The following is a 26,541-nucleotide window of genomic DNA, read 5'->3' as shown; positions in this document are numbered from 1 at the left end:
CCTCGTCGCCGACTGCTGCTTCCCGGCAGCGTTTCCGATCGGAGACCCACGATTTCAGCATGTGAGTTGCGGCGCTGGTTTTACGGAGCCGTCAAAGCCGGTATGCTCCGAAATGTGATCGGCCGGCATGAAGTTTTTCCTCTGGAGTATGGCCAGAAAACATCATGATTTCCGGAGTGTGGTTCGCCGATCTGGTACTGCCGGAACCGAGGGCTGCGGCGGTTCGCCGGGGGCACTGATGTTCGCCCGCTTGCGTGACACAGCACCGTGAATGTGTCTCGGTGGGATGGCTGGCCGCTGAGGACTTGGTCGCATGGTCGGTATCCCGGTCGAGAATTTGGTCTTGCAGCACAATGCGCGCTGCTGGTTCCAGGCGCTAACGTCCGTCGTTGCGCGAGTACGGATCGGAACGGTCTGTTGGCGCTAACATCGGACGATCCCGCCGGTCGCTGTGGGCGCGACACGCTCGCGGTGTGGCTCGTTCGTCCCGTCGCCGGTGTTGGACTCCCAGCTCCTGCCGGGCTGTGTTGCTTGGAGATACTTTCGATGACCCCTCTGGACGAACCAGCGGCGCAGCAAGCCCGCGACCCTTCGGCTTGGCTGGGGTTCCCCGCGCGTGCCGGAGCAGTGGTGCGACTGGAGCTTGCCTGTCAACCAGCGGCTCGATCGGCTGGTGGCGCTCGGCGGTGGGGTGCGCACGCTCACCACCGCGTTGCAGCAGGAGTGCACGGTCACCTCCGCGATGCTGGATTCACCCCGAAGATCGCGGAGCTGCCCCCATGGGCGGTTCAGGTCCGGGTGGCGTGCAGGGCTGCGGATGTGTGCGCGGCTGAGGAGCTTCCACACTGGACTTCACCGCGCCCGGGCCGAGTGCGAGGAAAAGCCCAGGAAAAGGATTGATGGTGAACAACGGCAGGACTCCGGTGCAGCGCGCGAATTCATGGCTCGTCGACGAGCTCGTGGTGAAAGCACCCGGCGCGGCTCATGCGATCGCCGTCTCGGCGGATGGGTTGGTGCTGGCGGCGTCGGCGTGGCTTCCGTCGGACAGAGCCGATCAGCTCGGGGCGATCGCGGCAGGCGTCATGAATCTCGCCGCCGGCGCCGCCCGGTGCCTCGAGGCTGGAAGCGTCAATGATGTCGCCGTCCAGATGGACTCCGGGCTCATGATGCTCATGGCACTCGGCCACGGAGCGACCCTGGCTGTCCTGGCGAGCTCGGACAGCGACCTCGGCCGGATCGGCTATGAGATGGCCGCGCTCGTCGAACAGGTCAAGCAGGCCATGACACCGGAGTTGCGCGGCCAGCTGGAAGGGCTTCCTACTTTCCCGGAGTGAGTACCGTTTTGCCTACGAGCCGGCACAGTTTCAGGGCCAGCTCGAGGTCGATCCGGTTGTCGGCGATGGGTCGCTGCAGCACTTGTTCGGCTTTGCGGATACGGTACTGAACCGAATTCTTGTGAATCGTCAGTGCCGTGGCCGCAGCGGTGAAGCTGCTTCCGGTCGCCAAGAACGCCAGCAGTGTTTCCCGGAGGCGATGGTGCTGTGCGTCGTCGGTGGCGAGGCTGCCGAGGGTGCGGGCAACCCAGCTGCGCGTTGCCGGAAGATCCGCAGTCATCAGGGCCAGTGCTCCGACGTCGCGGAAGGCGAGGTGCCGGTGCGCGGACTGGTCGTCGACCAGCAAGGCGAGTGCGTGCACTCTCCTGGCCTGATCGTGGCTGGCCCGGAATCCGGCGACCCCGGTACCCGGATCACCGAGTGCCAGCCGGGTGTGCGGGTCGGCCGCGTCCGTGGCGCGGTGGATCAAGTCGTCGCCGAACGGTGTCGTTGCCGACAACGGGAACCACACCCACACGCAGTGTTCGTCGGAGGGAACGACCAGCGGCGCTCCGCACGAGGGGAGCTGCTGCGAGATCGCGGTTGTCGTGGCCTCGAGTGACCGAGCGGAAGCCTCGGTACCGCTGCGCCAGACGAAGACGGCGAGATGACGGCCACGCAGCCGGTATCCGAGTGTCTTCTCGGCTGCGTCGATGTCGACCCGCTCGCTGGCGAGCAGGTCTCGCACCCGCCTCGCGCGCACCGCGCTGCGGTTGAGCAGCCAGTGCTCACGTTCCTCTTGGTAGGCCGTGACGACCTGCTGGGTCACCTGGTCGATGAAGGTGAAGGCATCGGTCAGGTACCGCTGAACGACTGCGGCCAGCACGTCACTGTCGACCGGCTGCCGGACGGCTTCTGAAGGGACGTGGGCGATGAGGGTGTTGCAGGCGAGGAAATAAGCGCGAATGAGGTCGATGACGGGAGTGCCGCGTTGGGCCAGGCGCCGGGCGTACTCGATCGCGGCGGCGGGCGCTCGCACCTGGGCCGGGTCGAGCCCGTGGCGGAAGACGCGAAGGACGGTGCCGAGATTCTGCAACAAGCTTGCCGACAACAGGTTCACGACCGCTTCGTCGTCCGAAACCAGATGCGGCAGTTCGCGGGCGTAGACGTTGACGACCTCGGCGATGAGGTCACCGGCGCACGCGATGAAGGCGTCGGCGACTCGTTCGACGTGGGCGGTCACGATCGCGTCGTCGATCATCCGGGAATGGTACATCCGGCGTAACGGTCCGGAAGCCCACGGGAGTGAGCCGGAGTCCGGTTCTCCAGGAAGCGGGCGCAACAGTTTGTCCGGCGGCCCGCCAAGCCCGAACGTGTCGGCTTGGCCGGCGCCGCGATCGACGAGCTCGTGCTCCGCGGTGCGACACCGGAAGCGGCCGGGTCGATTCTCGGCTCGCTCGCACGCGCTTACGGTGGCTGTCGGCTCCTGGCCTCGACGGGCCGCCGCGCGTCGTCCGCGGTGCGGCCGGCAGGCCATGTCCAGCCCGGTGGTGACACCCCGTGGGGCAAGTGTCACGAGGTTCTCCGGTACGTGCAAAGGGACGTGGGTGTCGATCAGGCCGGGCAGCAGCGCCGCGTCGGCCGGTCGGCACCTGTTCGGCCGACACGATTTCCTTTCCCCGGAACGGCTTTCGTTGTCGCCCAGTGTCCTCGACGCAGTCTGAATCCCGGCCGGCCCTTGCCACCAGGCTGACCGCGTTGCGGATCGGGTCGGCCACCGCGCTCATTTCGGCCGGGCGGATCGGGGTAATCTTGGTGCCGAAGCACGGACGCCGGGACTGACTGGGCCCGCGTCGCCGGTGATCGGGCCGGTTCGGGCGGGCAGTGGCGAGCGTGATCCCCGGAGGACGAGCCGCAGGGAGACGGAAGTGCCGCGATCGCTGCTGACCCTGGACGGGGAGGGACAGGGGCCACGGGTGGACCGAGACGACGGGCTCGACGGCGCCGGCGGGAAGCGCGGGACGCTCCCGAAGCTACGACGTCGAAGGTGTCGACACGGAGACGGGAAATCGCCGGTCAGAGTGAACGCGCGAGGGGGCGGCTTCCGCTCACCTCGGTTCTGCCGGTCGACTGGGTGAGCCGTGGACGAGAACAGTGAACTGACGTCGCCGTTCGGGAGGCTGCTGCTGGGTCACCGGCATGCGGCGGCGCTCAGCCAGGCGCAGCTGGCCGCGGCGTCGGGGATCAGCGTTCGCGCACTGCGGGACTTGGAACGCGGCCGTGCGCAGGCCGCTCAGCAGCGTTCCGCCGAGATGCTGGCGGACGCGCTCGGTCTCGCCGGGCGGCAGCGCGACCTGTTCCTGGCGGTCGCGAAGGAAGGCCGCCGCCGCGGCGGGCGCGTGCCGGAGGCGGCCGCGCTCTGCGCCCTGCCGTCGGAGGTGCGCGACCTCGTCGGGCGCGAGGCCGAACTGGACCGGGTGCGGGCCGAGGCGCGGGGCGGCGGGATCATGGCGATCGTGGGCCAGCCCGGGGTCGGCAAGACCGCGCTGGCGGCGGCGGCCGCGCACCGGTTGCGCCCGGAGTTCCCGGACGGCTGCTTGTGGATCGACCTGCGCGGGATGGACGACCAGCCGGTCACGGCCCGCGACGCACTCGACAGGCTGCTGCGTGCGCTCGGTGTCGCACCGGAGCACATCCCGTCCCAGGAGGCCGAGCAGGTCGCTCTGTTCCGGACGATGCTGGAGGGCCGGCGCGTGCTCGTGGTGCTGGACAACGCCGTCGACGAGGCGCACGTCCGCCCGCTCCTGGCGGTCGGCAAGGGGTGCCTGACCCTGATCACCTGCCGCCGGGCGCTCGCCGGGCTGGAAGGCGTTCGCTGGCTCTGGCTCGACCCGCTCGAGAGTGCGGACGCGGTCGGGCTGTTGTCGGCCATCGCCGGTGCCGAGCGGGTGCGCGCGGAACCGGCGGCCGCGGTGGAACTGGTCGAGCTGTGCGGTCTGCTGCCGCTGGCCGTCCGGATCGCGGGCAACCGGCTGGTGACCCGGCCGCACTGGTCCCTCGCGTACGTGGTCTCCCAGCTGCGAGACGAGCGCACGCGGCTCCGCGCGCTGTCCGCGGGAGATCTGCAGCTGCGGTCGGCGTTCGAGGTGTCCTACCGGCGGCTCTCTCCCGCGGCCCGGCTGGCTTTCCGCAGGCTGGCCGTGGTGCCCGGCCCGGATTTCGGTGCGGAGGTGGCGGCGATCGCGACCGGGTTGTCCGAAGTGGACGTCCGGGCCGGTCTCGACGAACTCGCCGACGCCAACCTCGTCCAGGTCGCTCCGGCGGCCGGGCGGTTCCAGTTCCACGACCTGATCCGGCTCTTCGCGGCGGACCGGCTGGAGGCGGACGAGCTGCCCGCCGAGCGGGAGACGCGGCAGCACCGCGTACTGGAGTATTTGCTGGACACGGCGGTGCGCGCGGCGAGGCTGTTCTTCCCCGACGCGCGGGATTCCGATCGCTTCGCCGGGCCGGAGGACGCCGGTGAGTGGCTGGACCGGGAGCAGTGGAACTGGGTGGAGGCGCAGTGCGTCGCGGCCCGGCTCGGCTGGCACCGCAGTGTCGTCGACGTGGCGAGGGCGATGCACTGGTACTCCGACGGGCGGATGCGTGGACCGTGGGACCGCATCTTCGGACTCGGAGTGGCGTCCGCGCGCGCGTTGGGCAGCCAGGCGGACCTGGCCGTCCTGCTGAACTTCCTCGGCTGGGCGCAGCACGTGTGCTTCGATGACAGCGAGGCCGCGTTCGTCACCCACCGGGAGGCGCTCGCCGTCGCGCTGGCGGCGGACGACCGGCAGGAGCAGATCTGGGCCAAGGCGTACCTCGGGATGACCCTGATGCGGCTCGGTCGCCTCGGCGAGGCGCTGGAAGAGGCCCGGGAAGCGTGTGCGATGGCCGAGGATGCCGATTTCTGGACGATCCGGTTGTACGTGCGCCTGCGGCTGGGCCGGGTCCTGCGGGCGCTGGGCCGCCACGAGCAGGCGATCGCCGAGCTCCGCGCGCTGGTGTCCGAGATCGGGAAGAACGAAGACGAGGTCCCGCAGGAGTTCAGCTGCACCATGCTGGCGTACGTCCGGGAGCACATCGGCTATTGCCTGTCCGGCCTCGGCAGGTGGCGGGAAGCGGCCGAGGCGCTCCACGAGGCCTGCACGGAGTTCGCCCGCGAAGGCCTGACGAGCCGAGCCGGGGAAGTGGCGCTGCACGCGGGCATCGCGTGGCGCAACGCCGGGCAGTACCGGCTTGCCCGGGAAAACCTGGAGCTGGCGGCGGCCACCGAAGGCAATCGCCTCACCCGCGGGGACCGCGAGCGCGCGCTGGCCGTGCTCGAACTGCTTCCCGCGGACTGACGCCGGAGGATGCTGCCGGCTTGTCCGCGGGGCCGGGAACGAGCCCCTCTTCCGGTCCCGGGCCCGGCGGGGGAGTGGCCGGGCCCGGGATCCGGTCGGCGAGGCGGACCGGGCGGCCGGAACCCGGCACCCGATCACGGGCTCGTCCCGTCTGCCGCCGGGGTGCGAAGCGGACTCCGACCGGTCAGCACGCCTCGGCTTCGCCGTCGGCGGCGCGCCGGCCGAGGACCGAAACGATGAGCTGCGCGCGGCTGGTCACGCCCAGTTTGAGCTTGATCCGGCGGACGTAGGTGTCGACGGTGTGCGGGCTGATGTTCAGCCGGCGCGCGATCGAGTCGTAGGTGTGTCCGCGGACCACGTGTTCGGCGACCTGGCGTTCCCGGGTGCTCAGCACCTCGCCGGCCGCCGGGTGTTCTGCCTGTACGGTCATGTGTCGTCCCGTTCTGCATGATGTCCGGCGGCGGTCCGGTGCCGGATCAGTTCGGTCCCTCGCCCGAGTCGCCGGGGGGCGTGGAGCCGTCCCCGGTCTGGGCGACGATCCGCGCCGGGTCCGGGAAAGGGGCCACCCGGGCGCCGGGCACGGCGATCGCGGTGGCCACGAGCGCAACCGCGAACACCCGCTTCGCACGAAGTCCCCGCAGGCCCGCCGCCGGTTCGCCGATCCGCTTCGTCATTGCGTTCTCCTCTGGTTTCCGGTCTCCTCAGGACGGAAACCACTGTCTCGGTGGCGGTTCCCCGAGCGTTCCCGTTGCGGTACTCCCCGGCGGGAACGAGGATGCGGCGCGCTCGTCCGGGCAGCCGGCGTCGGCCACGCCGGCACCTGCCAACGGCGACGGGCGGGCGGCCGACAGTCCTATGTGGACAGCAGGCGGACCGCGGGTGCCGGCCGGTGACATGGTCGAAGGCCGGTGGGTGTCCACCGGCCCGGCCGCGGCCCAGCCCGCCGACACCCCGTCCCGGCGTTCGGAAACGGTCGCCGGGGCGTGGTGTCGGCGCGGAGAGGCGCGAATGGCGCGGCTTGGGTGCGGTAGCTCCTTGTCGGGAGCGGACCCCGCGGGATCAGGGCAGTTCGCCCAACCGCCTCCACACGGCCTCGGCGGACACGCCTTCGGCCACGCGGTGGCTGCCGGCGGACCCGGACGGCCCGCCGAACTCCACGGCCGCGAACCAGTGGGGCCGGGGCGGGTCGATCAAGGCTCCCGCCAGGGCGCGGAACAACCCGGTCACCAGGTCGAAGCCGGTCGCGGTCTCGATCAGGGCGGCGATGCCGTGCACGGTGAAGCGAGGCTCCGCGCACACCAGGCGTGGCCCGCCCGCGGTCAGCACCACGCGGGTGTGCGCGGGGCCGAACTCGTAGCCGACGGTGTCCAGCATCCCGGTGACGAGGGCCCGCACCTGCTGCGCACTGGTCCCGTCCAGGTCTGCCGGGTACAGGTACCGGGTCAGCGCCCCGATCCGGCGGTGCTCGACGATCCCGACGACGCGGTGCATCCCGTTCACCGTCAGCGTCGTGACCACCACCTCGGCGCCGGTGACCAGCTCCTCGACCAGGAAGGGGCCGGCGCCCGTCCGGTTTCGCCGCGTCCAGGCGGCGAGCGCCGCACCCGAATCGACGACGTCTTCGCCCGACGCCGTGGCGATGGTGGCCGCCCCGCCCAGGTCGGCGACCGCTTTCGGCACCTCGTCCGCCACCGGCACCAGGTGCTCCCGCACGACCGCGCGCAAGCTCGAAGCCAGCAGCTGCCGGAACGCCCGGACGTCGGCGAGCAGCCGGGGGGCGTCGGCGACCTCCGGGCCGGCGCCGGGCGGGATCCGGTACGCGGGGAATCCGTCGGCTTCGAGCACGTGGGTGACGCCATGGTGGTCCACCAGGTGGCGGAGGCCGGCCGCGGTACCGCCGAATTCCCCGGGACGGTACACGCGTTCCGGGGCGAGGCCCGCCACCCGGTCCTCGCCGGTGAGCACCAGAACGTCCAACCCGGCCCGCACCGCCCGGTGCACGAGCCCGGTGTCCGGGTGGAGCAGCAGCAGCCGGACCGGCGTCTCCGGAGTCGGGATGCGGTCCCCCATGTCTTCTCCTTCGGTCCGCAACGCGCCGGGGGAGCCGGCGGGTGCCCGTGGTGTACCGGAGAAACCGAATCACGGCCGGCATTGGCATGATGCTCGAATCCGCGCCCGGCACCCGGGACCGGATTCACGTGACTTGATCCAGCGGATCCGGCCGGGCAATCTCGAGGCACCGGCGGAAAGTTTCCCGGCGAGACCCACGGGCGAAGAACGGCGATCGGGCGGTGGCCCGGACACCCGTTCCCCGGCGGCTTTTTCCGGGGTGCCCGCACGTCCTCACGCACTGGCCGGGCTGGGTGCCCAGCCGGGTTCCAGGTGCGTCGTACCCGAAGGAATTCGCATGCGATTCGGCTTGTTCTTCCTGCCGGCCGAGGGACCCGGCCATTCCCGGCCGGCCGCCGAGGTCTACCGGGCCCTGATCGACAGTGCGGTGGACGCCGAGGAACTCGGCCTGGACTCCGTGTGGTTCGCCGAACACCACTTTTCCCGCTACGGCGGGTACGTTCCCAGCATCCCGGTCCTCGGTGCGGCGGTGGCCGCGCGGACCGAGCGGATCCGGATCGGCTCCGCCGCCACGATCCTGCCGCTGCGCGACGCGGTGGAGACCGCGGAGAGCTTCGCGATGCTCGACGTGCTGAGCGGCGGCCGGCTCGACGTCGGTGTCGGCCGGGGTTTCCTGCCGCGGGAATTCGCCGGCCGGGGGGTGGGCATGGACGAACGGGCCGTCCGGTTCACCGAAGGCCTCGCCGTGCTCCGCGCCGCCTGGGCCGACGAGCCGGTCACCTTCCACGGCGAGCACTACGACCTCGACCGGGTGGACGTGCTGCCCAAGCCGCTCCAGAGACCCGGCCCGCCACTGTGGATCGCCGCCTCCACCGCACGGGATTCGTTCGAGCTGGCCGGTCGCGAAGGCCTCGGCCTGATGGTCAACCCCTACAACCGGACCGCCGACGAGCTGGCTTGCGGCTTGCGCTGGTACCGGGAGGCCCGCCGCGCCGCCGGTCTCGATCCCCTCGGGGGCCGGGTGCTCGCGAACCAGCACCTCTTCGTGGCGCCGACCGAAGAGGAAGCGGCGGAGATCCCCCGCCGGGCACTGATGGAATACCTCGGCACCGTCGATGCCGCGTTCGGACGGGAGCTGTCCCCGCACGACTACGCGGAGATGTACCCCGGCAAGGTGCTCTTCGGGACCCCGGAGACGGTGGCAGGCAAGATCCGGGAGTGGGCGCGCGCGGGTGTCACCGACCTGTGCCTCATGCAGCACTTCGGCAGCCTGCCACCGGAAACCGCGGCACGCTCGCTGAAGCTGTTCGCCCGTGAGGTGATCCCGTGCCTCCGCTGAGCCGGCGCGCCCTGTCGGGTCCTCCCGTGCGCACCCCGCTGGTGTCCCTCGGCTCCGCCCACGGCTGGCGCGACCTGCTGCTCAAGGACGAGACCCAGCAGCGGTCCGGGGCCTTCAAGTTCCGCGGAGTCTGGCAGCGCACCGGCCGGTACCCGGCCGGAACGGTGCTGGTCACCGCGTCCACCGGCAACCACGCCGCGGCCCTCGCCGAAGCCGCGCACGCCCGGGGCCAGCACGCACGGGTCTACCTGCCCGCGGCCACCCCGGCGGCCAAGGTGCGGCGGGTCGCGCAGTGGGGCGGGGAAACCGTGGCGGTGGCGGGGGGTTACGACGACTGCGAAGCGGCCGCGCGAGCGGACGCGGACCGCGGGCGCGGGGTCTTCGTGCACAGCTTCGACGACGCCGGGATCATTGCCGGGCACCGGTCCCTGTTCGCCGAGGCGGCCGCGCAGGGCGGTTTGCCGGACGTGGTCTACCTCCCGCTCGGCGGCGGCGGGCTGATCACCGCCGCCCTCCGCGAGTGGGCCGCGGCCGGAGTCCGGATCGTCGGGGTCGAGTACGCCGGAGCACCGGCCATGGGGGCCTCGCTCGCCGCCGGTCGGCGGGTCACGCTGGACTCCGCCGCCGGGCTGCCGGAAGGGCTGCTGGTCCGCCGGATCGGGGCGCTGGCGTTCGAGGCCTGCCGGTCCGGCCGTCCGGACGTGGTCTCGGTCGAGGACCACGAACTGCACCGGGCGATGGCGCTGCTGTGGACGCACGCGGGCATCCGGGCCGAGGCCGCCGGGGCCGCCGCGCTGGCGGCCGCCTTGCGCGAGCGCGGTCCCGGCCGTCGCGCGCTGGCCGTCGTGTCCGGCGGGAACATCGACGAAACCTTGTGGCAGCACTGTGTCGAAGCGGCCCGGTCCCGTCTCGCGGACGGCCTGCGAACCTCCCGGGGAGCCTGACATGACCTCGATCCCGGACCGGGCCGGACCCGCCCGCCTCGGCGTGATCGGCGGGGTGGGCCCGATCGCCACCGCCGACCTCTACCGGCTGCTGGTCGCCCGCTACCGGCAGGCCACCGGCGGTACCTACCCCGACGTGTTCATCCACAGCATCCCGCTCTCCGCCGGGCTGGAGACGGGGTTCATCACCGGGACCGCGGACGACGGCCACCGCGCGGAGATCACCGCGTTGCTGGCGGCGGCACTGGACCTCTTCGAGGGCGCCGGTGTGCGCAACGTCGTCCTCCCGTGCAACACCCTGCACGCCTACCTGCCCGGCCTGCTGCGCGGCCGGTCCCTGGGCTGGATCGACATGGTCGCCGCGGTGCACCACCGGCTGGCGGCCGACGGCAGGCGCCGGGTCCTGCTGCTCGGTACCGGTTCGACGGTCACCTCGGACCTGTACCGGAGCACGGCACGGGTGGAGTTCGCCCGCCCGCCCGCGGCGGCGCAGAGCGAGGTGGAAAGCCTGGTGCTGAGCTGCCTGGACGGTGACCTGTCCGGTGTCCCGGCGGCCCGGTTGCGCCGCCTCGCGGCCTGCGCCGGGCCGGTCGACGCCGTGCTGCTCGCCTGCACCGACCTCCACCTGCTGCGTGACCGGGCCGAGTTCGGCGTGCCCGTGGTGGACAGCCTCAGCTGCCTGGCCGATGCGTGCGCGCGGACCCTCGTTGCGCAGCGGCAGCCCGTCGCGTCGGGAGCACGGCCGTGACCGGCCCGGACACCGCGTTCGACGCGGCCGGCGTGGCGGCCGACCCCACGGCTCCGGAATGGGCGGTGCGCACGGCCGGGTGGATCCGCGACGAGGTGGCCGCGCCCGCACCGGCTCTCGGGCGGCCCGGCGCGCTCTGCCCGTACATCCCGGCCGCGCTGCGACGTCGCCGGGTCCTCCTCGTCGAGTGCGGGCTGCCCGGCTCGGACCCGGCCGCCCTCGACGGCTGGCTCCTGGCGCGCGCGGCCCGGTTCCGGCGGCGGGCCGCGGCCCTGCCACCGGCGGAGGCCCTGCTGTCCTGCCTCGTCGTGGTGTACACGGCGCCGTCCGCGGACGGCGCGCTGGTCACCGGCGTCCGGGAACGGGTCAAACCCCGGTTGCTCGCCGAGGGCCTCACCACGGGCGAGTTCTTCCCGCGGAGCCCGGACACCAGCGTCCGCAACGCCGGCCTGCCGGTCGCGCGGTCGCCCTGGCCGGCGCTCGCCCTCCGCCACTCCACCCCGCACGACGAGCTGTTCCTGGCCGGCCAGCCGCCGCTGCACCGGATCTTCCGGGCCAGCGGCCCCGGCATCGACCCGGGACGGGGCAGCGAGTCCTTCCGTCCAGCCACGGCCGACCACGAGGAAACCCGATGAGCACACAACCGATCGCGAACACCGTGCCGGCGCTGCCCGGCGACCAGGACCGCTACTGCGTGGTGGGTCCCGAGCTGCACCTCGTGGCCGCGCGGCCACGCGGCGGGGACCGGATCGACTTCGAAGTCCGCGGCGACCGCGAGACCCGGCTGGGTTCGGTGCGGGCGGCCACGGTCCCCGGCGGGATCGAGCTGGTTCCCGACCACGCGCTGCGTGCCGCCGCGCCGGCCGTGGTCGCCGAGGCGGTGCGGCTGGCGGTCCGGACCGCGGCCAAGGCCTTCCGCGACGGCCTCGGCACCTGGCGGCTGGCCGTCCCCGGGCCGCTCGGCGAGACCCTGCTGCCGCTGCTGTCCGAGGAGGGCTTCGAGGCGGCGGCCGGGGGACTGCACTCGGTCCGCCACGACTTCACCCGCGGCGCCGAACGGGCCGACAGCATGGAAGGGGTCTACGAAGACCCGTACACCGTGCCGTGGAACTTCGTGCCGCTGGAAGCCGACGTGCTCGACCGGCTGACCGCGGTGGCCGCGCCCGGCGCCCGGGTGCTCGACCTCGGCTGCGGCTACGGCAAGAACGCCCGCCGGCTGGCCGGCGCGGGCTACCGGGTCGCCGGGGCGGACATCTCGGCGTCGGCCGTCGCGCGGGCCCGGCGCCTGGTCGGCCCGGAGGTGGAGCTGGTGGCCGCCGACGCCACCGGGCTGCCGTGGCCGGACGCTTCGTTCGACGTGGCCCTGGACATCGGCTGCCTGCACTGCATGCCGGACGGCGACCGGCCCGCCGCGGTGCGCGAACTCGCCCGGCTGCTGACCGGCGAGGGCGTGCTCTGCTCCCGGATGTTCCTGCCGCGCCCCGCCCGGTGGGTGGCGGCCCAGCCGTTCCGGACCACCGCGTTCGGGTTGCCGGCCGAGGAGGCCGCCGCCTTGCTCGGCACCGCCTTCGCGTGGGTGGAACTCGAGCGCACCGACGAAGCCACCTACCTCGTGGCGAGGGGACCGGTGCGGCGATGACCACCGAGCTGGTGCTGCTGGTCGGCGGGCGCAGTACCGAGCACGACGCTTCCCTGCACAGCTACCGCCGCGTGCGTGCGGCGATCGAGTCCGCACCCGGCCGGCTGTCCCTCGCCGCCGTCGTGTACCTCACGAGACAGGGCGGCGTCCGCTACTTCGCGCACGGGCCGTGGCCCGGCACGGAAGCGGAACTGAGCGCCGGCGAGGACCTTCCGGTGTACGAGGGACTTCGCCTGCTGAAGGAATCCGGGGCCTTCGTCTTCTCGCTCCTGCACGGGAACGAAGGAGAGGACGGTTCCTGGCAGGGCGTTGCCGAGGTGCTCGGGCTGCGGGGGAACTTCGGTCCCGTGCTGGCTTCCGCGCTGGGGATGGACAAGCGGCTCCAGGCCGTGGTGGCGGCCGGCCTGGTGCCCGGCCTCCGCACCCCGGCCTGCTGGATGACCCCGCGGTCCGCGAGCGGTTCGCCGGCGGCCCTGCGGAAGTGGGCGGCCGCGGTGGCGGCGGAACTCGGTGGCCGGCCCGCGGTCGTCAAACCCAACCGCATGGGAGCGTCGCTGCTCACCGAGCTGGTCCGCGTCCCGGACGGCGCGGCGCTGGCCGACGCGGTCGCCGAGGTGCTGCCCTACGACGACCAGGTCCTGGTGCAGGAGTTCGTCGACGGCACCGAGCTGACCTGCGGGGTGATCCGCACCGAGGCGGGCGCCGTGGCCCTGCCGGTGGTGGAGGCGGTGACCGCGCGGGGCTTCCTCGGTCACCGCGAAAAGCACGCGTCCGGCTGCGTGCGGCCGCTGCTGCACACCCGCGACACCGGGGACACCCGGCGCGTCAAGGAAGCCTCGGTCCGGATCTTCGAGCAGCTGGGGGTCTTCGGCTTCGCCCGGCTCGACTTCCTCGTCCGGGACGGCGAGCTGTACTTCCTCGAAATCAACACGCTGCCCGGCCTGATGGACGGCAGCGCGTTCCCGATGATGCTCGAAGCCGCCGGGTTCGGCCTGGTGGACCTCATCGAAGGCGGCGTTGCCGAGCACGGCAGGCTGCCGGTCCGGCACAAGGTCCTCCCGTACCACATCGACCACGGATCGCCCGCTCCGCAGCGAGGCGTGCCCAAGCCCGAGGAGGGACCCGTGCCGGACGAGCCCACGGAGACGTTGATCGTGTTCCCCAACCGGGCTCAGCTGGCCACGGTCGCCGAAGCCGCGGCGGTGAGCGGGGTGCCGTTGACCGTCGTCCTCCCGGACGGCGCCCCGCCGCCCGAGGTGACCGGGGTGCGCGTGCTGACCGCCGCCGCCGTGGCCGGCCGCCCGGCCCCGCCGCCGGGAGCCCGGCTCATGTGCTGCCACGAAAGCGGCGTGTACTGGGTCGCCGAGCACCGGGCGGCGGTCGGGACGCCCAACTTCGCCGAGGTCTGCCTGGAGATGCTGGTGAAGACCAAGCTCGCCGCGGTGCTGGGCGAGCTCGGTGTCACGGTGGTCGCCAAGCACAAGCTCGACCTCGTCGAGGACCGCGCCGCCCTGCCGTACCCCGCCGTGGTCAAACCGGACTTCGGGTTCGCCAGCATGCTGGTGAAGCGGGTCGCGGACGCCGCCGGGCTGGCCGAGTACGAGCGCTCCTTCCGGCGGCTGCGCGAACGATCGCTGCTCGCCGGGTACGACCGGTTCATCGACGGCTACCCGGACGCCGATCCGCACGGGATCGTGCTGGAGCCGGACCTCAGCGGCGCCACGCTGTTCCTCACCGTGCCGTTCCTGGTCCGCGCCGGTGAGCTCGCCGGCTTCTTCCCGGTGCGCGGGCTCGCGCAGCGCCGGGACGAGCTGACCGACTTCCACTGGTGCGCCTTCGGCACCGGAGGCGTGCCGCCGGAGGCGCAGGCCGCGCTCGACCGGGATCTCCGGCTCCTCGCCAAGGGGCTGGGGCTGAACGGCGGCGTGTACGAGATCGAAGCGCTGTGGGAAGCGGGCACCGCGACGTTGCACGTCCTGGAGTTCTCCCCGCGGGTGACCGGTGGCCTCATCCCCGAACTCGTCCGCCGCAGCACCGGTGTCGACGTGGAACTGCTGGGCCTGCTGTACTTCCTCGGCGCCGAGCCCGGCCCCGGCGTCGCGGTCTCGCCCGACCGCGACGAGCCGCACGTGCTGGCGCTGCTGGGCGAAGGCGACGAGCCACCCGAACAGGTCCGCGGCGTGGCACCGGTGGTCAGCCGCCCCCGGCGGCTGGGCGGCACCGAGTTCCGCGACGTGATCTACCCCGGCCCGCCGGCTCCGGAGGTGCCGCGGTGACCGCGCCCGCGCAGCCGCGCCTGATCGCCTTCGAAGGTCTCGACGGCACGGGCAAGAGCCACCTGACCCGGGTGCTGGCCGAGACACTGGGGGTCCCGCGGGCGCAGACGCCCGGCGACCTCTACCGCGGCGTCCGCGCCGCCCTGCACGGGGCCGGTGGCCTGGCCTCGTACCTGATGTACCTCAGCGCGTGCGCGTGGACGGTCGAGTCGGCCCGGCGCTCCGGTGCGGCCGCCTTGGTGGTCGATCGCTACTGGTTCTCCAGTGCCGTCCAGCACGGGTGGAACTGCGGGTCGTCCCCCGCCGAGGCGCTCTCGGCCCCGTGCCGGCCGCACTTCCTGCTGCCCCGGCCGGAACTGACCGTGCTGCTGGCGGCCTCCCGTGAGGCGCGCCTGAAGCGGCTCTCGTGCCGCGGCGGCACCGGCTCGCAGCTGGGCGATCCCGGGCAGGCCTACGAGGAGTACTGGGCCGGATGTGCCGCGCTGCTGCGCGAGGACCCGCGTGCCGGGGACTCCGTTCTGGTCCTCGACACGACGGAGACCGACACCCGCAAGGCGATGGAGCCGCTGCTCGCCCACCCGGTGGTGCGGAGCATCGCCGCCCTGGCCGGACGCCGGCTCGCGGGGGAAGGGGCGAGGGCATGACCACGACGGTGGTTCCGCACGGTGACCGGGGGTTCGCCTGGTCCGGTGACCTGCTCCGGATCGCGCCCGCCGACGCCGAAGCCGGGCTGGCCGAAGCGGCCGGGGAGACGGTCACCCTGGCCTTCCACGGCTACCTCGAATGCGGCGAAGGGACCGTGCTGTCCGGTCCGGCGGCCGCCGAACGGCTGATCGCGGCCTTCCTGGACCGCGGCGAGACCTTCCTGGACCAGGTGGACGGCGGGTACTCGCTCGTGCTCGCCGACCGCCGGACCGGGCGCACCTACGCGGCGCGCGACGCGGGCGGGCTGGGCAGCCTGTTCTTCGCCCGCGCGGCGGACCGGACGGCCGTCGGCACCGAGCCGGCGGAGGTGGCGAGCGCGGCCGGCGCCGACCGGCCGAGCTTGCCGGGCTTCGCGCAGTACCTCCTGCTGAACTACCCCCTGGCGGACAGCTGGTTCCTCGACGGGGTCCGGCCGGTGCCGGCCGGCGCGCTGCACCTGCTCGGGCCCGGGGGGCCGCGACGGCTCCGCGGCACCCGCGGCTTCCCGGGGCGCGGCGACGAGGACCTGCCACCGCCGCGGACCGGGGAGCTGGCCGCGGCGCTCGCCGCCGCCTCGTCGACGCTCGGCGGGGACGCCTTCGCGGTGCACCTGAGCGGCGGCGTCGACACGTCGCTGATCGTGCACGCGCTGCCGCGTTCCCGGAACCTGCGCACCTACACCGCTTTCTACCGCAACGACGACGCCGACCGCGCCTGGGCCGCGGAGGTCGCCCGCGAGATCGGCGCCGACCACCGGGAGTTCCGCATCCCCGCGGACGAGTCGTTCCTCGACGTGGTGGACGACCTGGCCGGGGCGCTGGGCGCGCCGGTCATGGCGATCGGGGTGCCGACCTTCTGGTACCTCGGCCGGGCCGCGGCCGAGGGCGGCAGCCCGGTCGTCCTCTCCGGGGTGGCCGCCGATCACCCGCTGGTCGGCTGGAACCGGATCGACCGCGTCGGCGCGGTCACCGGTGATCCGCGGGACCTGGCGGCCCGCTGCGCCGTGCACGTGCCGCCCGAGGTGCTGGCGCCGTACCTGGCCGACGCCGACCTCCGGATCGCTGCCGCGGAGGTGCCCGAGCGGGTGCGCGAGCTGATGCCGCACGGTGCACCGCCGGCCCGGTCGATCGAGCGGTTCCACGCCGAGCACTTCCTGCCCGAGCACCTGCGGTCGGCCTCGGTGGCGCACGGCGGGCACGGGGTCCGGGTGCGGCACCCGTTCCTCTCGCCGTCGGTGTCCGGGCTGGGGTTCCGCGCGGCCGGCTCCCGCGAAGAGGCGCTCGGGAAGCGCTACCTGCGCCGCGAACTGCACGCGCTGGGCTGCTGGGCCGCGGTCCGGGCCGGCAAGCAGCAGCAGGCCCTGTCGTTCACGGGGTTCCGGGCCCTGGCCAGGGACCGCCTGCTCGACCGCCTCGCCGGCGGGGCCGGCCTGTTCGGCCTGGACACGGCCCGGCTGGCCCGCCTCGCCGCCTCGGACGAGCCGGCCGATCCGCGGGAGCTGCGGCTGCTCTGGCTGGCCTACTCGTACCTCTGCTGGCAGGAGCGGCAGCGCCGCGCGGTCGCGGTGAACCGCGTACTCCTGCCCCGTCCCCAAGGAGCGTCATGACCCTCATCGCCTCCGGCGCCATCGTCGACCGAAGCCGGGTCCCGTTCGCCTGGGCCGCCGTTTCGGGCCTGCTGGACACCGCCTACGCCGAGGAGCTCGCCGACCGGTTCCCCTCCGGCCTGCTGCGCGAGTCGCGCAGTCCCCAGGGGCACTACCTGCTGCGCGACTGCACGGTGATCGAAGCCGGCGAGCGGACCGCGGTCGCCGCGGCGCTGCCCGAGCCGTGGCACCGGCTGCTCGACTGGCTGCTCACCCCGGACTACCGGGAGTTCGTGCGGTCGGCGACGGGCGCCGAGCTGACCGGCTGCCGGCTCAAGGTCCGGCTGTGCGAGTACGGAGCGGGCACGTTCATGACCGCGCACACCGACCGGCCGGACCGGGTGGCCACCCAGATCCTCTACCTCTCCCGGTCCTGGCGTCCCGACTGGGGCGGGGGCCTGGACATCCTGACCGCACCGGAGGACGACGACCCGGCCGCGGTGGCCGCGTCGATCCGGCCGGACTTCAACACTTCGGTGCTGTTCGCCCGCAGTGACCGCTCCTTCCACGCGGTGCGCCGGATCAGCCCCCGGGCACCGGTGCCGAGACGGACCGTGCTCGCCCAGTTCGTGGCCGATCCGGAGGGGACGGCGGCATGTGTGGCGTAGCGGCGGTGCTGGGCCCGGGAGCGACGCCGGAGACGGCGGCGCGGATGGCCGCCGCGCTGCGGCACCGCGGTCCCGACCGGGTCGCGGCCCGTGGCCGGCCCACCGCCGCCGTGGCCGCCGCCCGCCTCGCCGTCACCGGGCCCGGCGAGGCCGGGGACCAGCCGATGGACGACGGCGGCCTGCTGGTGTTCAACGGCGAAATCCACAACCACCGCGCGGTGCGGGCCCGGCTTCCCCGCCGTAGCTACCGCGGGGACAGCGACACCGAGACGCTGCTGGCGGCCCTGGACGAGTGGGGGGACGAGGCGTTGCCCCGCCTCGAAGGCCCGTTCGCCTTCGTGCACGTCGCCCGCGGCACCGGGATGGTGACCGTGGCCCGGGACCGGTTCGGGGTGAAGCCGCTCTACCTGGCCCGCCACAGCGAGCGGTGGTTCGTGGCGAGTGAGATCAAGGCACTGCTCGCCGGGGGCGTGCCCGCGGTCGCCGACCCCGCGGCGCTGCGGGCCGTGGTCGCCGACTACTGGACGAACGGCGCCGAGACGCCGCTGCGGGGCATCCGGCGGGTGCCGCCCGGCGCCGTGCTCACGTTCGACGGCGCCGGCCGGCTGGTCGGGCAGCGGCGGTGGTTCGAACCCGCGGACCTGATCGACCCGGGGGAGGCGGCCCGCCAGGCGGCGCTCTCCCCGGAAGAGTGGCACGACGAGCTGGAGAGCACGCTGCGGACGGCGGTCCGCGGTCGCTTGCCGCAGGACGACGGCACGGGCGCGGGCGTGCTCTGCTCCGGCGGGCTGGATTCGAGCCTGGTGCTGGCCCTCGCGAACGCCGATGGGGCGCCGCTGCCCGCCTACGTCGCTTCGTTCCCGGACCAGCCCGAGGCGGACGAAACCGGGTGGGCCGCCGAGGTGGCCCGGTGCACCGGCAGCCCGCTGACCCCGGTCGAGGTGAGCGCCGACGCCTGGCGGGAGCACTTCGCCGCGTCGGTGTGGCACTTCGAATACCCGCTGGTGCACCAGAACTCCGTGGCGCTCGCCACGGTGGCCCGCCGGGCCCGGGCGGACGGCCTGCGCGTGCTGCTGTCCGGGGAAGGTGCCGACGAGCTCTTCGGCGGCTATCCCTCCCGGCACCGGGTGCCGCGGCTGGCCTTCGGTGCCGCCGACGGCTCGTTGGAGGTGCCCGCGCGCCGCAACGGCGCGTTGCGGCGGGCGCTGGGCGTGGAGGTCGCGGCCGACGCCGGGTACGCACGGCGGCTGCGCGAGTCCCTGGACCGGGCCTTCGCCCACCTTCCGGGGCCGCGGCGGGCGCTGGCGGTCGCGCTGGCCGCGGACCTGCGGTTGTTCCTCAGCCACGGGCTCAACCGGCTGGACAAGAACCTGATGCAGGCCTCGATCGAGGCGCGGGAGCCGTTCCTGGACACCGCTCTGGCCGCTTTCGCGCTGAACGCGCCGCTGGACCGGCACCTGGTGCCGGTGCTGAAAGCCGGCTTGGCCGCGGTCGCCCGCCGCCGGCTGCCGGCCGCGGTCGTGGACCGCAAGAAGGCAGGCTTCAATTTTTCCCTCTCGTCGTACCTCAAAGAACTGGACGACCGCGTCTTGGAATCGGGTGTGCTGCGCGCGGTTCTGGAGGTGCCGGACGACCGGTGGCGGGCCATTGTGGCCGACGCCGAAGAGCGGACGAAATTCCGGTTGTGGTCGGCCGAAGTGTGGTGCCGTCTGTTCGTGGAAGGGATGGACTTGGCCGAGGTGAACGGGGTCGTCTGGCGAACGTGACGACTGTTTGACCGCGTGTTTCGGGTGTTCGGTCGATCTTCGGCGCGAATGGGGATCGACACTTTTTGCTGCCCTTTTTGGTGGTCGAAAAACAATTTATAAAATCTTCCGGCGAGACCTTGTCTGAACTGTTTCGGGTCGGCTAGATTTTTGTGAGCCGAGACCGAAAAGGGCTCGGAAAACCCAGCCGGAATCCACTTCCGGCTCGTCACGAGGAGGAATTCCATGGAGCGTCAGCACTCCACGGGCATGCGCCCGACCCTGGACAAGACCGCCCCGGCCCGCCGGCACTCGACCGGGATGCGCCCGACGCTGGACAAGATCGGCAAGTGACCTGCCGTTCCCGCTGAGGGAAGGTCACCGGGCCCGGCGTTCCCCGCGCCGGGCCCGTCTTCCCCGCCTTTTCCGTTTCGTTCCAGGAGGTCCGATGTTCGCCGTCGACCGCACGACCCTCGACAACGGGGTGCCCGTGCTCGCCCGGACCGACCGCCGGTTCGCCACCGCCGCGGTGGCGGTGGCCGTCGGCGCCGGATCGCGTGACGATCCGGCCGGTCAGGGCGGCACGCTGCACCTGCTGGAGCACCTGCTGATGAGCTCGCCCACCGGCTCGTCCCGGCCGCTGGCCGAAGAGATCGGTGCGATCGGCGGCAGCGGCAACGCGGTGACGGCGCTGGAGCTGATGCTGCTGCACGCCCAGGTGCTGCCCGAACACGCCGCGCCCGCGCTCGCCGCACTGGCCACCGCGGTCGCCCGGCCCACCATCACCACGGCGGGCTTCGAGACCGAGCGCACCGCCGTGCTCCAGGAACTCGCGGCCGCGGCCGCCGATCCCGCCGACGTCGTCCAGGACGCGTTCGTGGGGCAGCTGTTCCCCGGCCACCCGCTGGGCCGTCCCGTCGGCGGGACGACCGAAGAGGTCCGGGCGGCGTCCCGCGACCGGGTCCTCGCCGTGCACCACGACCTGCTCGCCACCGCACCGCTCGCGCTGATCGCGGTCGGGCCGCTGACCGCACGAGAGGTGAGCGAGGCGGTGCGGGGGACCGGGATCGACGAGATTCCCCGCCGCGAAAGCGAAACCGCCGTCGTCGAGCTGCCGCCGTTCGTCGCGGCCCCGCCACCCCGGGACTGGCCCGCCGGGTACTGCTGGCTCTCGATCGGCGGCCGCTCCCCGGCCGCGGATGATCCCGCCCGGCACGCCTACACGGTGCTCGGCCACCTCCTCGGGGGTGCGCCGTGCTCGCTGCTCTACCGCCGGCTGCGGGTGGAGAAGGGCCTGGGCTACCACTTCCAGGCCTGGCACCGCAGTTACCGCGACGCCGGGTCGTGGCGCGTGCTGGTCGGCGCGGAACCGGAAAACGGCCCGCTGGTGCTGGACATCGTGCGCTCCTGCCTGGCCGAGGTCGCGGCCGGGGCGGCGGCCGGCCTGCTCACCGTCGCCCGCCAGGCCGCGGTCTTCGACCTGCTGGAGGAGGCGGACAGCCCGCTCGGCCAGGCGATCCAGCTGGCCCGCGGGACCGGCGCCGGGGTCCGGCCGTGGTCGGCCGCGGAGGAGGCCGCCGCGCTGCGGTCCGTCCCGGACGCCGCCATCGCCGCCGCGGCGGCGAGCCTGCTGTCCGGCCTGACCGTGGTCGTGCGGCCGGAGGCGGGACGATGAGCGCGCCCGCCACGACCGCCCCCGACTGGGATTCCTTCACCGGCAGCGGGTTGCTGCACGAGGTCCACGGCCACCGCTGTGTGGCCGGCGCCAGCACGGACACCGGCGGCCGCGTCGACTGCCTGGTGGAGTACGCGCCCGAGCCGGTCGTCACCGACCCGGCGGCCCTGCGGCGGCTGGCCGGGACGGTGCTGGCGGAGCACGCGTGCGACCGGTGGCGGGACCTGGTGGTCCGGGTGCCGGGTGCGGGCGTGCCGGCCGCGCCGCTGGCCCGGGACCTCAGCCACCTCCGCTGCACCGACGCGTTCGACGCCACGATCCGGCCACCGGACGGGGTGCGCATCGCGCCCTCCGCCGGCGCCGGCGACGAAGCGCACGTGCGGAGCTGGCTCCGCCGCGCCGTCGTGACCGGGAACGGTGAGCGGGAGCTGCGGCAGGACGAGGAGGTGGTGGACCGGATCGTCGAGGGCTACCTGACCGCGCCCGACCGGGTGTCCCTCGTGGCCTCGGTGACCACCGAAGGTGGACGGCTCCCGATCGCCCACGCCACCCTCCTCACCGCGGCCGTCGACGACCTCACCGGAACGTCCTTCGTGGACCTGGTGGACATCCTGGTGGCGGACGGGTACGACGCCCGGGCTCTGATCGGCGCCCTGTCCGCCGCGTGCGCCCGGCACGCCCGCGCGGTGGGACGGCCCCTGGTCGGCAACGTCGTGCACAGCCGGGCCGATGCCGCCAACGGCGAGCGCGTGGTCGCGTCGCTGATCCGGCGGGGGTGGGAGCTCACCGGCACCTACTGGCGGTGTTCCCTCGAGGACCTGCGGGGTGCCCGATGACTCCGCCCGGCGACGCCTTCGAACCCACCCTCGACCTCCTGCGCACCCTGCTCGACGCGGAGGACGCGCCCCCCGACGTCCTGGTGCACCAGGCCCGTTCGGCCAGCTACCTCCTGCCACCCCTGGTGCTCTCGGTGGCCGACCGGGAAGGGCACCGCCTCGGCACCGGGTCGGGCGACGAGGTGCGGCGGCATCGCGAACGCACCGCGCTCTACCGGAAGATCGCCGAGGTGGCCGTGTCGCACGGCGCGCGGGTGGTGAAGGGACCGGCGCTGGCCCGGTTCCTGCCGCCCTGGGTCGTCCGCACCTCCGGCGACCTGGACCTGCTGGTCCCCGGCGAAGCGGTGCTGTGGAAGGTCGCGCTGGCCGTCGAGGAGCTCTTCCCCGTCGGCGACCTCATCCTGACCCTCGCCGGGTGGGGCGCGAGGGCACACCTGATGGTGGGACTGTTCCGCCCCGCCGACGATCCGTGGCTCGACCCCGAGCTGTGCGTGGAGATCGCCACCTTCGCCTACCCCGGCGACTTCGAACGGGTTCCGCTGCGGGCCGCGATGCCGGCGCGGGAAAGCACCGCGCAGCTGCTCGCCGTCGCGGAGGAACGGCTGCAGCGGCCGTTCGGGGCCCGGGACGCGCTGGACTGCCTGGCCGTGCTGACCTCCGCGGAGGCCCCGGACCCCGCCGAGCTCGCCCAGGCGGCCACGGCCTGGTCCCTGGCGCCGGAGCTGCTGGAACTGGTCGGCTTCGCGGCTGACGCGGCCGGTGCCGCCGCGGCCCCGCCTGCCGCGTACCGGGCGGCGCTGGCCGGCCCGGCGGCCGCGGAACAGGCCCGCCGGGACGCCGTCGAGCCGGCGGGGAACCCGGGCCCCGACGGGGAAACCCGGCCCGAGCGGCTGCGTCGGCGGCTCGCCGCCGGCGGCTCCGTGGCCGAGCGGCTGCGCAACGCTTTCCCGGTCTTCGGGATGCCACTGCGCAGCGGTACCGGGTTCGCTCCGGCCGACCGGTCCACGTTGTACGAGGACGGCGACCTCACCCTGCTGACCACGCCGCTGGACGCGTTCCTGCTCGTGGCCGAGCAGGTGGTCGCGCCCGACCGGTACCGGCGGGCGCAGGAGCTGGCCGGCCGGATCGCCGCGGCGCAGCGCGAGGCGGTCGCCGCCGGGCCGGGGCGAGCATGAGGAGCGGCACCGCGCCGTCGCCCGGCCCGGCTTCCCCCGGCATCGAGGTGACCGATCTCGTGCGGGTCTACCGCGGCGGGAAAGCCGGTCCCCGCAACGCACTCGACGGCGTCTCCTTCACCGTGGGGCGAGGCGAGACGATGGGGCTGCTCGGGCCGAACGGCGCGGGCAAGACCACCCTGGCCAGGGTGCTGTCCACCCTGCTCACCCCCACCTCGGGCCGGGTGCGGGTGGCCGGCTACGACGTGGTCGCGCAGGCGCGGCAGGTCCGCGCGGCCATCGGCCTGGTCCTCGGCGGCGAGCGGGGGCTCTACGGGCGGCTGACCGCCGAGCAGAACGTGCGCTACTGGGCCGCGATGTGCGGGCTCGGCCGGCGGGAAGGACGGCGGCGCTCCCGGGAGGTGCTGCAGGACCTGGGCCTGGCCGAGCACGCGGACCGTCCGGTGGAGCGGTTCTCCCGGGGCATGCTGCAGCGGGTGCACCTGGCCCGCGCGCTGGTCGCCGACCCGGAGGTGCTGGTGCTCGACGAGCCGACCGCCGGCCTGGACCCCAACGCCGCCTTCGGGTTCGTCGAACTCGTGCGCCGGCTGCAGGACCGCGGCACCACGATCCTGCTCACGACGCACGACATGCGCGAGGCCCAGGAACTCAGCCACCGGGTGGTGCTGCTCGACCAGGGCCGGATCGTCGCGGCCGGGAGCCCGGCGGAGCTGCTGTCCGGGTTCACCGAGCACCGGGTGATCAGCGTCGCCGCGGCCCCCGACGGCGCGGTGGAGCGGCTGGCCGCGACCGGCGGGGCCGGCACCCCGGTCCGCACCCCGACCGGGGACCTCCGCTGCACGGTGTCCGGCACGCAGCAGCTGGCCCGGACACTGGCGGTGCTCGGCGAAGCGGGCTGCACCGGGATCTCGATCAGCACCCCGGGGCTCGACGACGTCTACCGCTCGATCATCCCGGACCGGGAGTTCAGCGTCCGATGAGCGAACACGTCCGCACCGCCCTGCTGCTGGTCGCCCGGCGTCCCGGCGTGCTGTCCCTGCTGGTCTTCGTCCCGCTCTACTCGGTCGTGTTCTTCACCGTGGTGCAGCAGAACGGCCGTCCGGACCTGGCCGCCACCGTGGGCCTGACCAGCTTCGTGATGACCCTGTGGTCGCACGCGGTGTTCGTCTCTTCCGAGGCCGTCGACCACGACCGCGGCGAGGGTGTGCTGGAGGTGCTGCTGGCCGCGCCGCGGTCGTACGCGCGGTCGCTGATCCTGCGGATCGCCGCGACCGAGGCGGTGTGCCTGCCCGCCGCGGCGGAGATCGCGGTCATCGGGGGATGGGGTTTCGGCTTCCCGCTGCGGGTGGCCGCCCCCGTCGCCTTCCTGACGGCCCTCCTGCTCACCTTCGCGGGCACGGTCGGTTCGGCGATCCTGCTGGCCGCCCTCTTCGTGCTGGTCCGGGGCGCGCGGACCTACCAGAACGCGCTCACCTATCCCTGTTACCTGCTGGCCGGCCTCGTCGTGCCGGCCTCTCTGCTGCCCCCGCCGCTGGCCGCGGCGAGCCACGGGTGGTTCCTCTCCTGGGGAGCCGACCTGATGCGGGACGCCCTGCACGCGGTGCCCGTGGAGCTGCCCCGGCGGCTGCTGGTGCTCGCGGTGCTGGCCGGGGTCCAGAACCTGGCCGGCGTGCTCTTCATGCGGCGGGTGATCCGCCGTGCCCGGGACGGAGGTGTGGCACTGCATGCCTGAACCGACTCCGGCCCCGCCGCACCGCGGGGTGGTGGGCTGCCGGCTGCGCTCGGCGGACCGGCAGCTGTACCTGTTCCAGATCGGGGTGAGCAGCGGTTTCGCCGACTACCGGCGCATGTTCACCTGGAAGTCCTGGTTGTTCGGCTGGGTGCTGCGGCTGGTCGCGCAGGTGGCGTTCTTCGCGTCGCTCGGCCGGCTGCTCGGCGTGCCGGGCAGCCAGGACTACCTCGCGCTGGGCAACGCCGCCCTGCTCGGTCCGCTCGGCGCGCTGGGCGTGGTGTCGACGGTGGCGGCCGAGCGGCGGGCGGGCACCCTGGTGCTGTTGGCGCTGGGCAGGGCCGCGGCCCTGCCCGTGCTGGCCGCGCGCGGCCTCTACTGGGCTTTCGACGCGGTCCTGACCGCGTCGCTGGCCACCGCGCTGCTGCCGGTGATCGCCGGCACCGCCGTCCCGTTCGGTGCGCTGCCGGGCATCTTCGGCCTGGAAGTGCTGGGCACCCTGTCCTGTTACGCGCTGGCCCTCGCCCTGACGCCGTTCAGCATGCGGTTCCCCGAGACCCGCGGCTACCTGACCTCCGGGGTGCTGGTGCTGATGATGCTGTTCAGCGGGGTGAACACCCGGGTCACCGGGGGACTGGCGGGGCAGGCCGGTGCCGTGCTCCCCATGACCCACGCGCTGGCCGGCATCCGGCAGCTGGCCGCGAGTGGTGCCTTCCCCTGGCCCGCGCTGGGCGGCGAACTGTTCGTGCTGGGCGGGTGGACCCTCGCCGCCGCGGTGCTGGTGCCGTGGGGCCTCCGGCGTGCCGCCCGGTCCGGCGGCCTCGGCTGAGGAGTGCTCCGCGCCCCGGCCCGGCAGGCGGTAACGCGCGAGGAACGGAGCGGGAACGGCGCTCGGCACGCTGGAAGCCAGTCGAGCGCACCGGGAAGGAAGGCCACCATGCACGCGCTGTCCGGAGCACAACAGGGCGCCGCCGAAGCAGGTGGGCCACGCCGGTACCGCCCGCCCACGGCCGGGGTGCTGCGTGCCGGCGCCGATGGGGTGTCGAGGCGGCCGGACTCTGCGGGGGTGCTGGGGATCCGTATTGGTGGGGTGTCGGTGCGGCCGGCTTCGGTGGGGGTGTTGGGCTTCCGGGTCGGTGGGATGTCGGTGCGGCCGGCCGTGGCGGGGCCGCCGGGCATCGGCCCCGGCGGGCAGCCGGAATGCTCGGCTGCTTCGGCTCCGCGCGGCCGGGGAGCTCGCCGGTGACCACTGTGGACCGGGCGGCCGGCTCCGCCACGCCGGTCGAGCCGGGCGCGGACGAGGACAGCGGTCTCGTGGCCGGTGCCGGCCCCCTCTCCCGGCTCGACGCCCTCATCCTCGAGGGCGTCGCCACCGGTGCCTCGAGCCTGCAGATCGCCTGCCGGCTGCACCTCAGCCGCCAGGCGGTGGACTACCACATCAAGGCCATGCAGCGGCAGTTCGGCGCGGTCAACCGGGCGGCGCTGGTCGCCAAGGCCTGCGTGACCGGGGCGCTGGAGGTCGGTACCTGGCCGCCGAAGGTTCCGCCGTCGGTGATCCGTGACCACCGGAACCGCGGTGACCACGACGGTGCACCGGGTCGGGGTCGTGAGTGGTAAGGCGGGTTGGTCGCTGGCCGCCACGGTCGCCGTCTCGCGCCAGGCTTCCGCCTCGGTCTTCGCCGACGCCAGTTCGGCGTCGACGCGCTTGCGGGCTTCCTGGGCTTCGTCCAGCC

The 26,541-nt window shown here is 73.6% G+C and carries 23 protein-coding genes; 19 read left to right on the top strand and 4 right to left on the bottom strand.

Features of this window, described 5'->3' with window-relative positions; all coding sequences use genetic code 11:
• Window positions 1-899: 899 nt before the first annotated feature.
• Window positions 900-1,334 carry a roadblock/LC7 domain-containing protein gene (locus ACWEGE_RS04935; protein ID WP_449659109.1) on the top strand — a complete coding sequence of 145 codons (435 nt, stop codon included), beginning with the start codon at window positions 900-902 and terminating at the stop codon, window positions 1,332-1,334.
• On the opposite strand, the gene ACWEGE_RS04930 is transcribed toward ACWEGE_RS04935, so the two are convergent.
• Window positions 1,318-2,574 carry a PucR family transcriptional regulator gene (locus ACWEGE_RS04930; protein WP_449659108.1) on the bottom strand — a complete coding sequence of 419 codons (1,257 nt, stop codon included), beginning with the start codon at window positions 2,572-2,574 and terminating at the stop codon, window positions 1,318-1,320. The two genes, ACWEGE_RS04935 and ACWEGE_RS04930, sit on opposite strands and share 17 nt — an antisense overlap.
• Before the next feature lie 880 nt (window positions 2,575-3,454).
• On the opposite strand from ACWEGE_RS04930, the gene ACWEGE_RS04925 reads away from it, so the two are divergent.
• A complete protein-coding gene (locus ACWEGE_RS04925; RefSeq protein ID WP_449659107.1) occupies window positions 3,455-5,695 on the top strand; it encodes an ATP-binding protein in 2,241 nt (746 codons plus the stop codon).
• Window positions 5,696-5,879: 184 nt separating this feature from the next.
• Here the strand turns inward: ACWEGE_RS04925 and ACWEGE_RS04920 are convergent, their stop codons facing one another.
• The 3 genes from ACWEGE_RS04920 to ACWEGE_RS04910 all read right to left on the bottom strand — a co-directional run bounded on the left by ACWEGE_RS04920 (window position 5,880) and on the right by ACWEGE_RS04910 (window position 7,765).
• Window positions 5,880-6,125, bottom strand: a complete 246-nt coding sequence (locus ACWEGE_RS04920) for a response regulator transcription factor (RefSeq protein WP_449659106.1) — start codon at window positions 6,123-6,125, stop codon at window positions 5,880-5,882.
• Window positions 6,126-6,171: 46 nt separating this feature from the next.
• Window positions 6,172-6,369 carry a hypothetical protein gene (locus ACWEGE_RS04915; RefSeq protein ID WP_449659105.1) on the bottom strand — a complete coding sequence of 66 codons (198 nt, stop codon included), beginning with the start codon at window positions 6,367-6,369 and terminating at the stop codon, window positions 6,172-6,174.
• A gap of 385 nt (window positions 6,370-6,754) precedes the next feature.
• The gene (locus ACWEGE_RS04910; RefSeq protein ID WP_449659104.1) at window positions 6,755-7,765 is read right to left on the bottom strand and encodes a hypothetical protein; all 1,011 of its coding nucleotides are present in this window, start codon (window positions 7,763-7,765) and stop codon (window positions 6,755-6,757) included.
• A 337-nt stretch (window positions 7,766-8,102) separates the two neighbouring features.
• Here ACWEGE_RS04910 and ACWEGE_RS04905 point away from each other — a divergent pair, with 337 nt between their 5' ends.
• The 17 genes from ACWEGE_RS04905 to ACWEGE_RS04825 all read left to right on the top strand — a co-directional run bounded on the left by ACWEGE_RS04905 (window position 8,103) and on the right by ACWEGE_RS04825 (window position 26,425).
• Window positions 8,103-9,104, top strand: a complete 1,002-nt coding sequence (locus ACWEGE_RS04905; RefSeq protein WP_449659103.1) for an LLM class flavin-dependent oxidoreductase — start codon at window positions 8,103-8,105, stop codon at window positions 9,102-9,104.
• A complete protein-coding gene (locus tag ACWEGE_RS04900; protein ID WP_449659102.1) occupies window positions 9,092-10,048 on the top strand; it encodes a threonine ammonia-lyase in 957 nt (318 codons plus the stop codon). Before ACWEGE_RS04905 ends, ACWEGE_RS04900 begins: the two co-directional genes overlap by 13 nt.
• Window position 10,049: 1 nt before the next feature.
• A complete protein-coding gene (locus tag ACWEGE_RS04895; RefSeq protein WP_449659101.1) occupies window positions 10,050-10,796 on the top strand; it encodes an aspartate/glutamate racemase family protein in 747 nt (248 codons plus the stop codon).
• The gene (locus tag ACWEGE_RS04890) at window positions 10,793-11,431 is read left to right on the top strand and encodes a DUF6875 domain-containing protein (protein WP_449659100.1); all 639 of its coding nucleotides are present in this window, start codon (window positions 10,793-10,795) and stop codon (window positions 11,429-11,431) included. Before ACWEGE_RS04895 ends, ACWEGE_RS04890 begins: the two co-directional genes overlap by 4 nt.
• Window positions 11,428-12,435, top strand: coding sequence for a class I SAM-dependent methyltransferase (locus ACWEGE_RS04885; RefSeq protein ID WP_449659099.1), 1,008 nt, complete (start codon window positions 11,428-11,430; stop codon window positions 12,433-12,435). The genes ACWEGE_RS04890 and ACWEGE_RS04885 overlap by 4 nt, the downstream gene beginning before the upstream one ends.
• On the top strand, window positions 12,432-14,711 hold the full coding sequence (locus tag ACWEGE_RS04880; protein WP_449659098.1) for an ATP-grasp domain-containing protein: 2,280 nt from the start codon (window positions 12,432-12,434) through the stop codon (window positions 14,709-14,711). The genes ACWEGE_RS04885 and ACWEGE_RS04880 overlap by 4 nt, the downstream gene beginning before the upstream one ends.
• On the top strand, window positions 14,708-15,355 hold the full coding sequence (locus ACWEGE_RS04875; protein WP_449659097.1) for a hypothetical protein: 648 nt from the start codon (window positions 14,708-14,710) through the stop codon (window positions 15,353-15,355). Before ACWEGE_RS04880 ends, ACWEGE_RS04875 begins: the two co-directional genes overlap by 4 nt.
• Window positions 15,352-17,001, top strand: a complete 1,650-nt coding sequence (locus tag ACWEGE_RS04870) for an asparagine synthase-related protein (RefSeq protein ID WP_449659096.1) — start codon at window positions 15,352-15,354, stop codon at window positions 16,999-17,001. The genes ACWEGE_RS04875 and ACWEGE_RS04870 overlap by 4 nt, the downstream gene beginning before the upstream one ends.
• Window positions 16,998-17,648, top strand: a complete 651-nt coding sequence (locus ACWEGE_RS04865) for a 2OG-Fe(II) oxygenase family protein (RefSeq protein ID WP_449659095.1) — start codon at window positions 16,998-17,000, stop codon at window positions 17,646-17,648. The genes ACWEGE_RS04870 and ACWEGE_RS04865 overlap by 4 nt, the downstream gene beginning before the upstream one ends.
• On the top strand, window positions 17,636-19,414 hold the full coding sequence (asnB, locus tag ACWEGE_RS04860; protein WP_449659094.1) for an asparagine synthase (glutamine-hydrolyzing): 1,779 nt from the start codon (window positions 17,636-17,638) through the stop codon (window positions 19,412-19,414). Before ACWEGE_RS04865 ends, asnB begins: the two co-directional genes overlap by 13 nt.
• 427 nt (window positions 19,415-19,841) lie before the next feature.
• Window positions 19,842-21,068 (top strand): M16 family metallopeptidase, encoded by a 1,227-nt coding sequence (locus ACWEGE_RS04855; RefSeq protein WP_449659093.1) that lies wholly within the window; start codon window positions 19,842-19,844, stop codon window positions 21,066-21,068.
• Window positions 21,065-21,904 (top strand): hypothetical protein, encoded by an 840-nt coding sequence (locus tag ACWEGE_RS04850; protein WP_449659092.1) that lies wholly within the window; start codon window positions 21,065-21,067, stop codon window positions 21,902-21,904. Before ACWEGE_RS04855 ends, ACWEGE_RS04850 begins: the two co-directional genes overlap by 4 nt.
• Complete coding sequence (locus ACWEGE_RS04845) at window positions 21,901-23,079, top strand: hypothetical protein (RefSeq protein ID WP_449659091.1); 1,179 nt, start codon at window positions 21,901-21,903, stop codon at window positions 23,077-23,079. The genes ACWEGE_RS04850 and ACWEGE_RS04845 overlap by 4 nt, the downstream gene beginning before the upstream one ends.
• Window positions 23,076-24,059, top strand: coding sequence for an ABC transporter ATP-binding protein (locus ACWEGE_RS04840; protein ID WP_449659090.1), 984 nt, complete (start codon window positions 23,076-23,078; stop codon window positions 24,057-24,059). The genes ACWEGE_RS04845 and ACWEGE_RS04840 overlap by 4 nt, the downstream gene beginning before the upstream one ends.
• Window positions 24,056-24,811, top strand: a complete 756-nt coding sequence (locus tag ACWEGE_RS04835) for an ABC transporter permease (RefSeq protein ID WP_449659089.1) — start codon at window positions 24,056-24,058, stop codon at window positions 24,809-24,811. Before ACWEGE_RS04840 ends, ACWEGE_RS04835 begins: the two co-directional genes overlap by 4 nt.
• The gene (locus ACWEGE_RS04830) at window positions 24,804-25,637 is read left to right on the top strand and encodes a hypothetical protein (RefSeq protein ID WP_449659088.1); all 834 of its coding nucleotides are present in this window, start codon (window positions 24,804-24,806) and stop codon (window positions 25,635-25,637) included. The genes ACWEGE_RS04835 and ACWEGE_RS04830 overlap by 8 nt, the downstream gene beginning before the upstream one ends.
• Before the next feature lie 413 nt (window positions 25,638-26,050).
• Window positions 26,051-26,425, top strand: coding sequence for a helix-turn-helix domain-containing protein (locus tag ACWEGE_RS04825; protein ID WP_449659087.1), 375 nt, complete (start codon window positions 26,051-26,053; stop codon window positions 26,423-26,425).
• The last annotated feature ends 116 nt before the right edge of the window (window positions 26,426-26,541 follow it).

It is taken from the genome of Amycolatopsis sp. NPDC004747 (genome assembly GCF_053601335.1).
The sequence above is the reverse complement of the archived record's forward strand: the minus strand, read 5'-3'. Positions and strand labels throughout refer to the sequence as shown.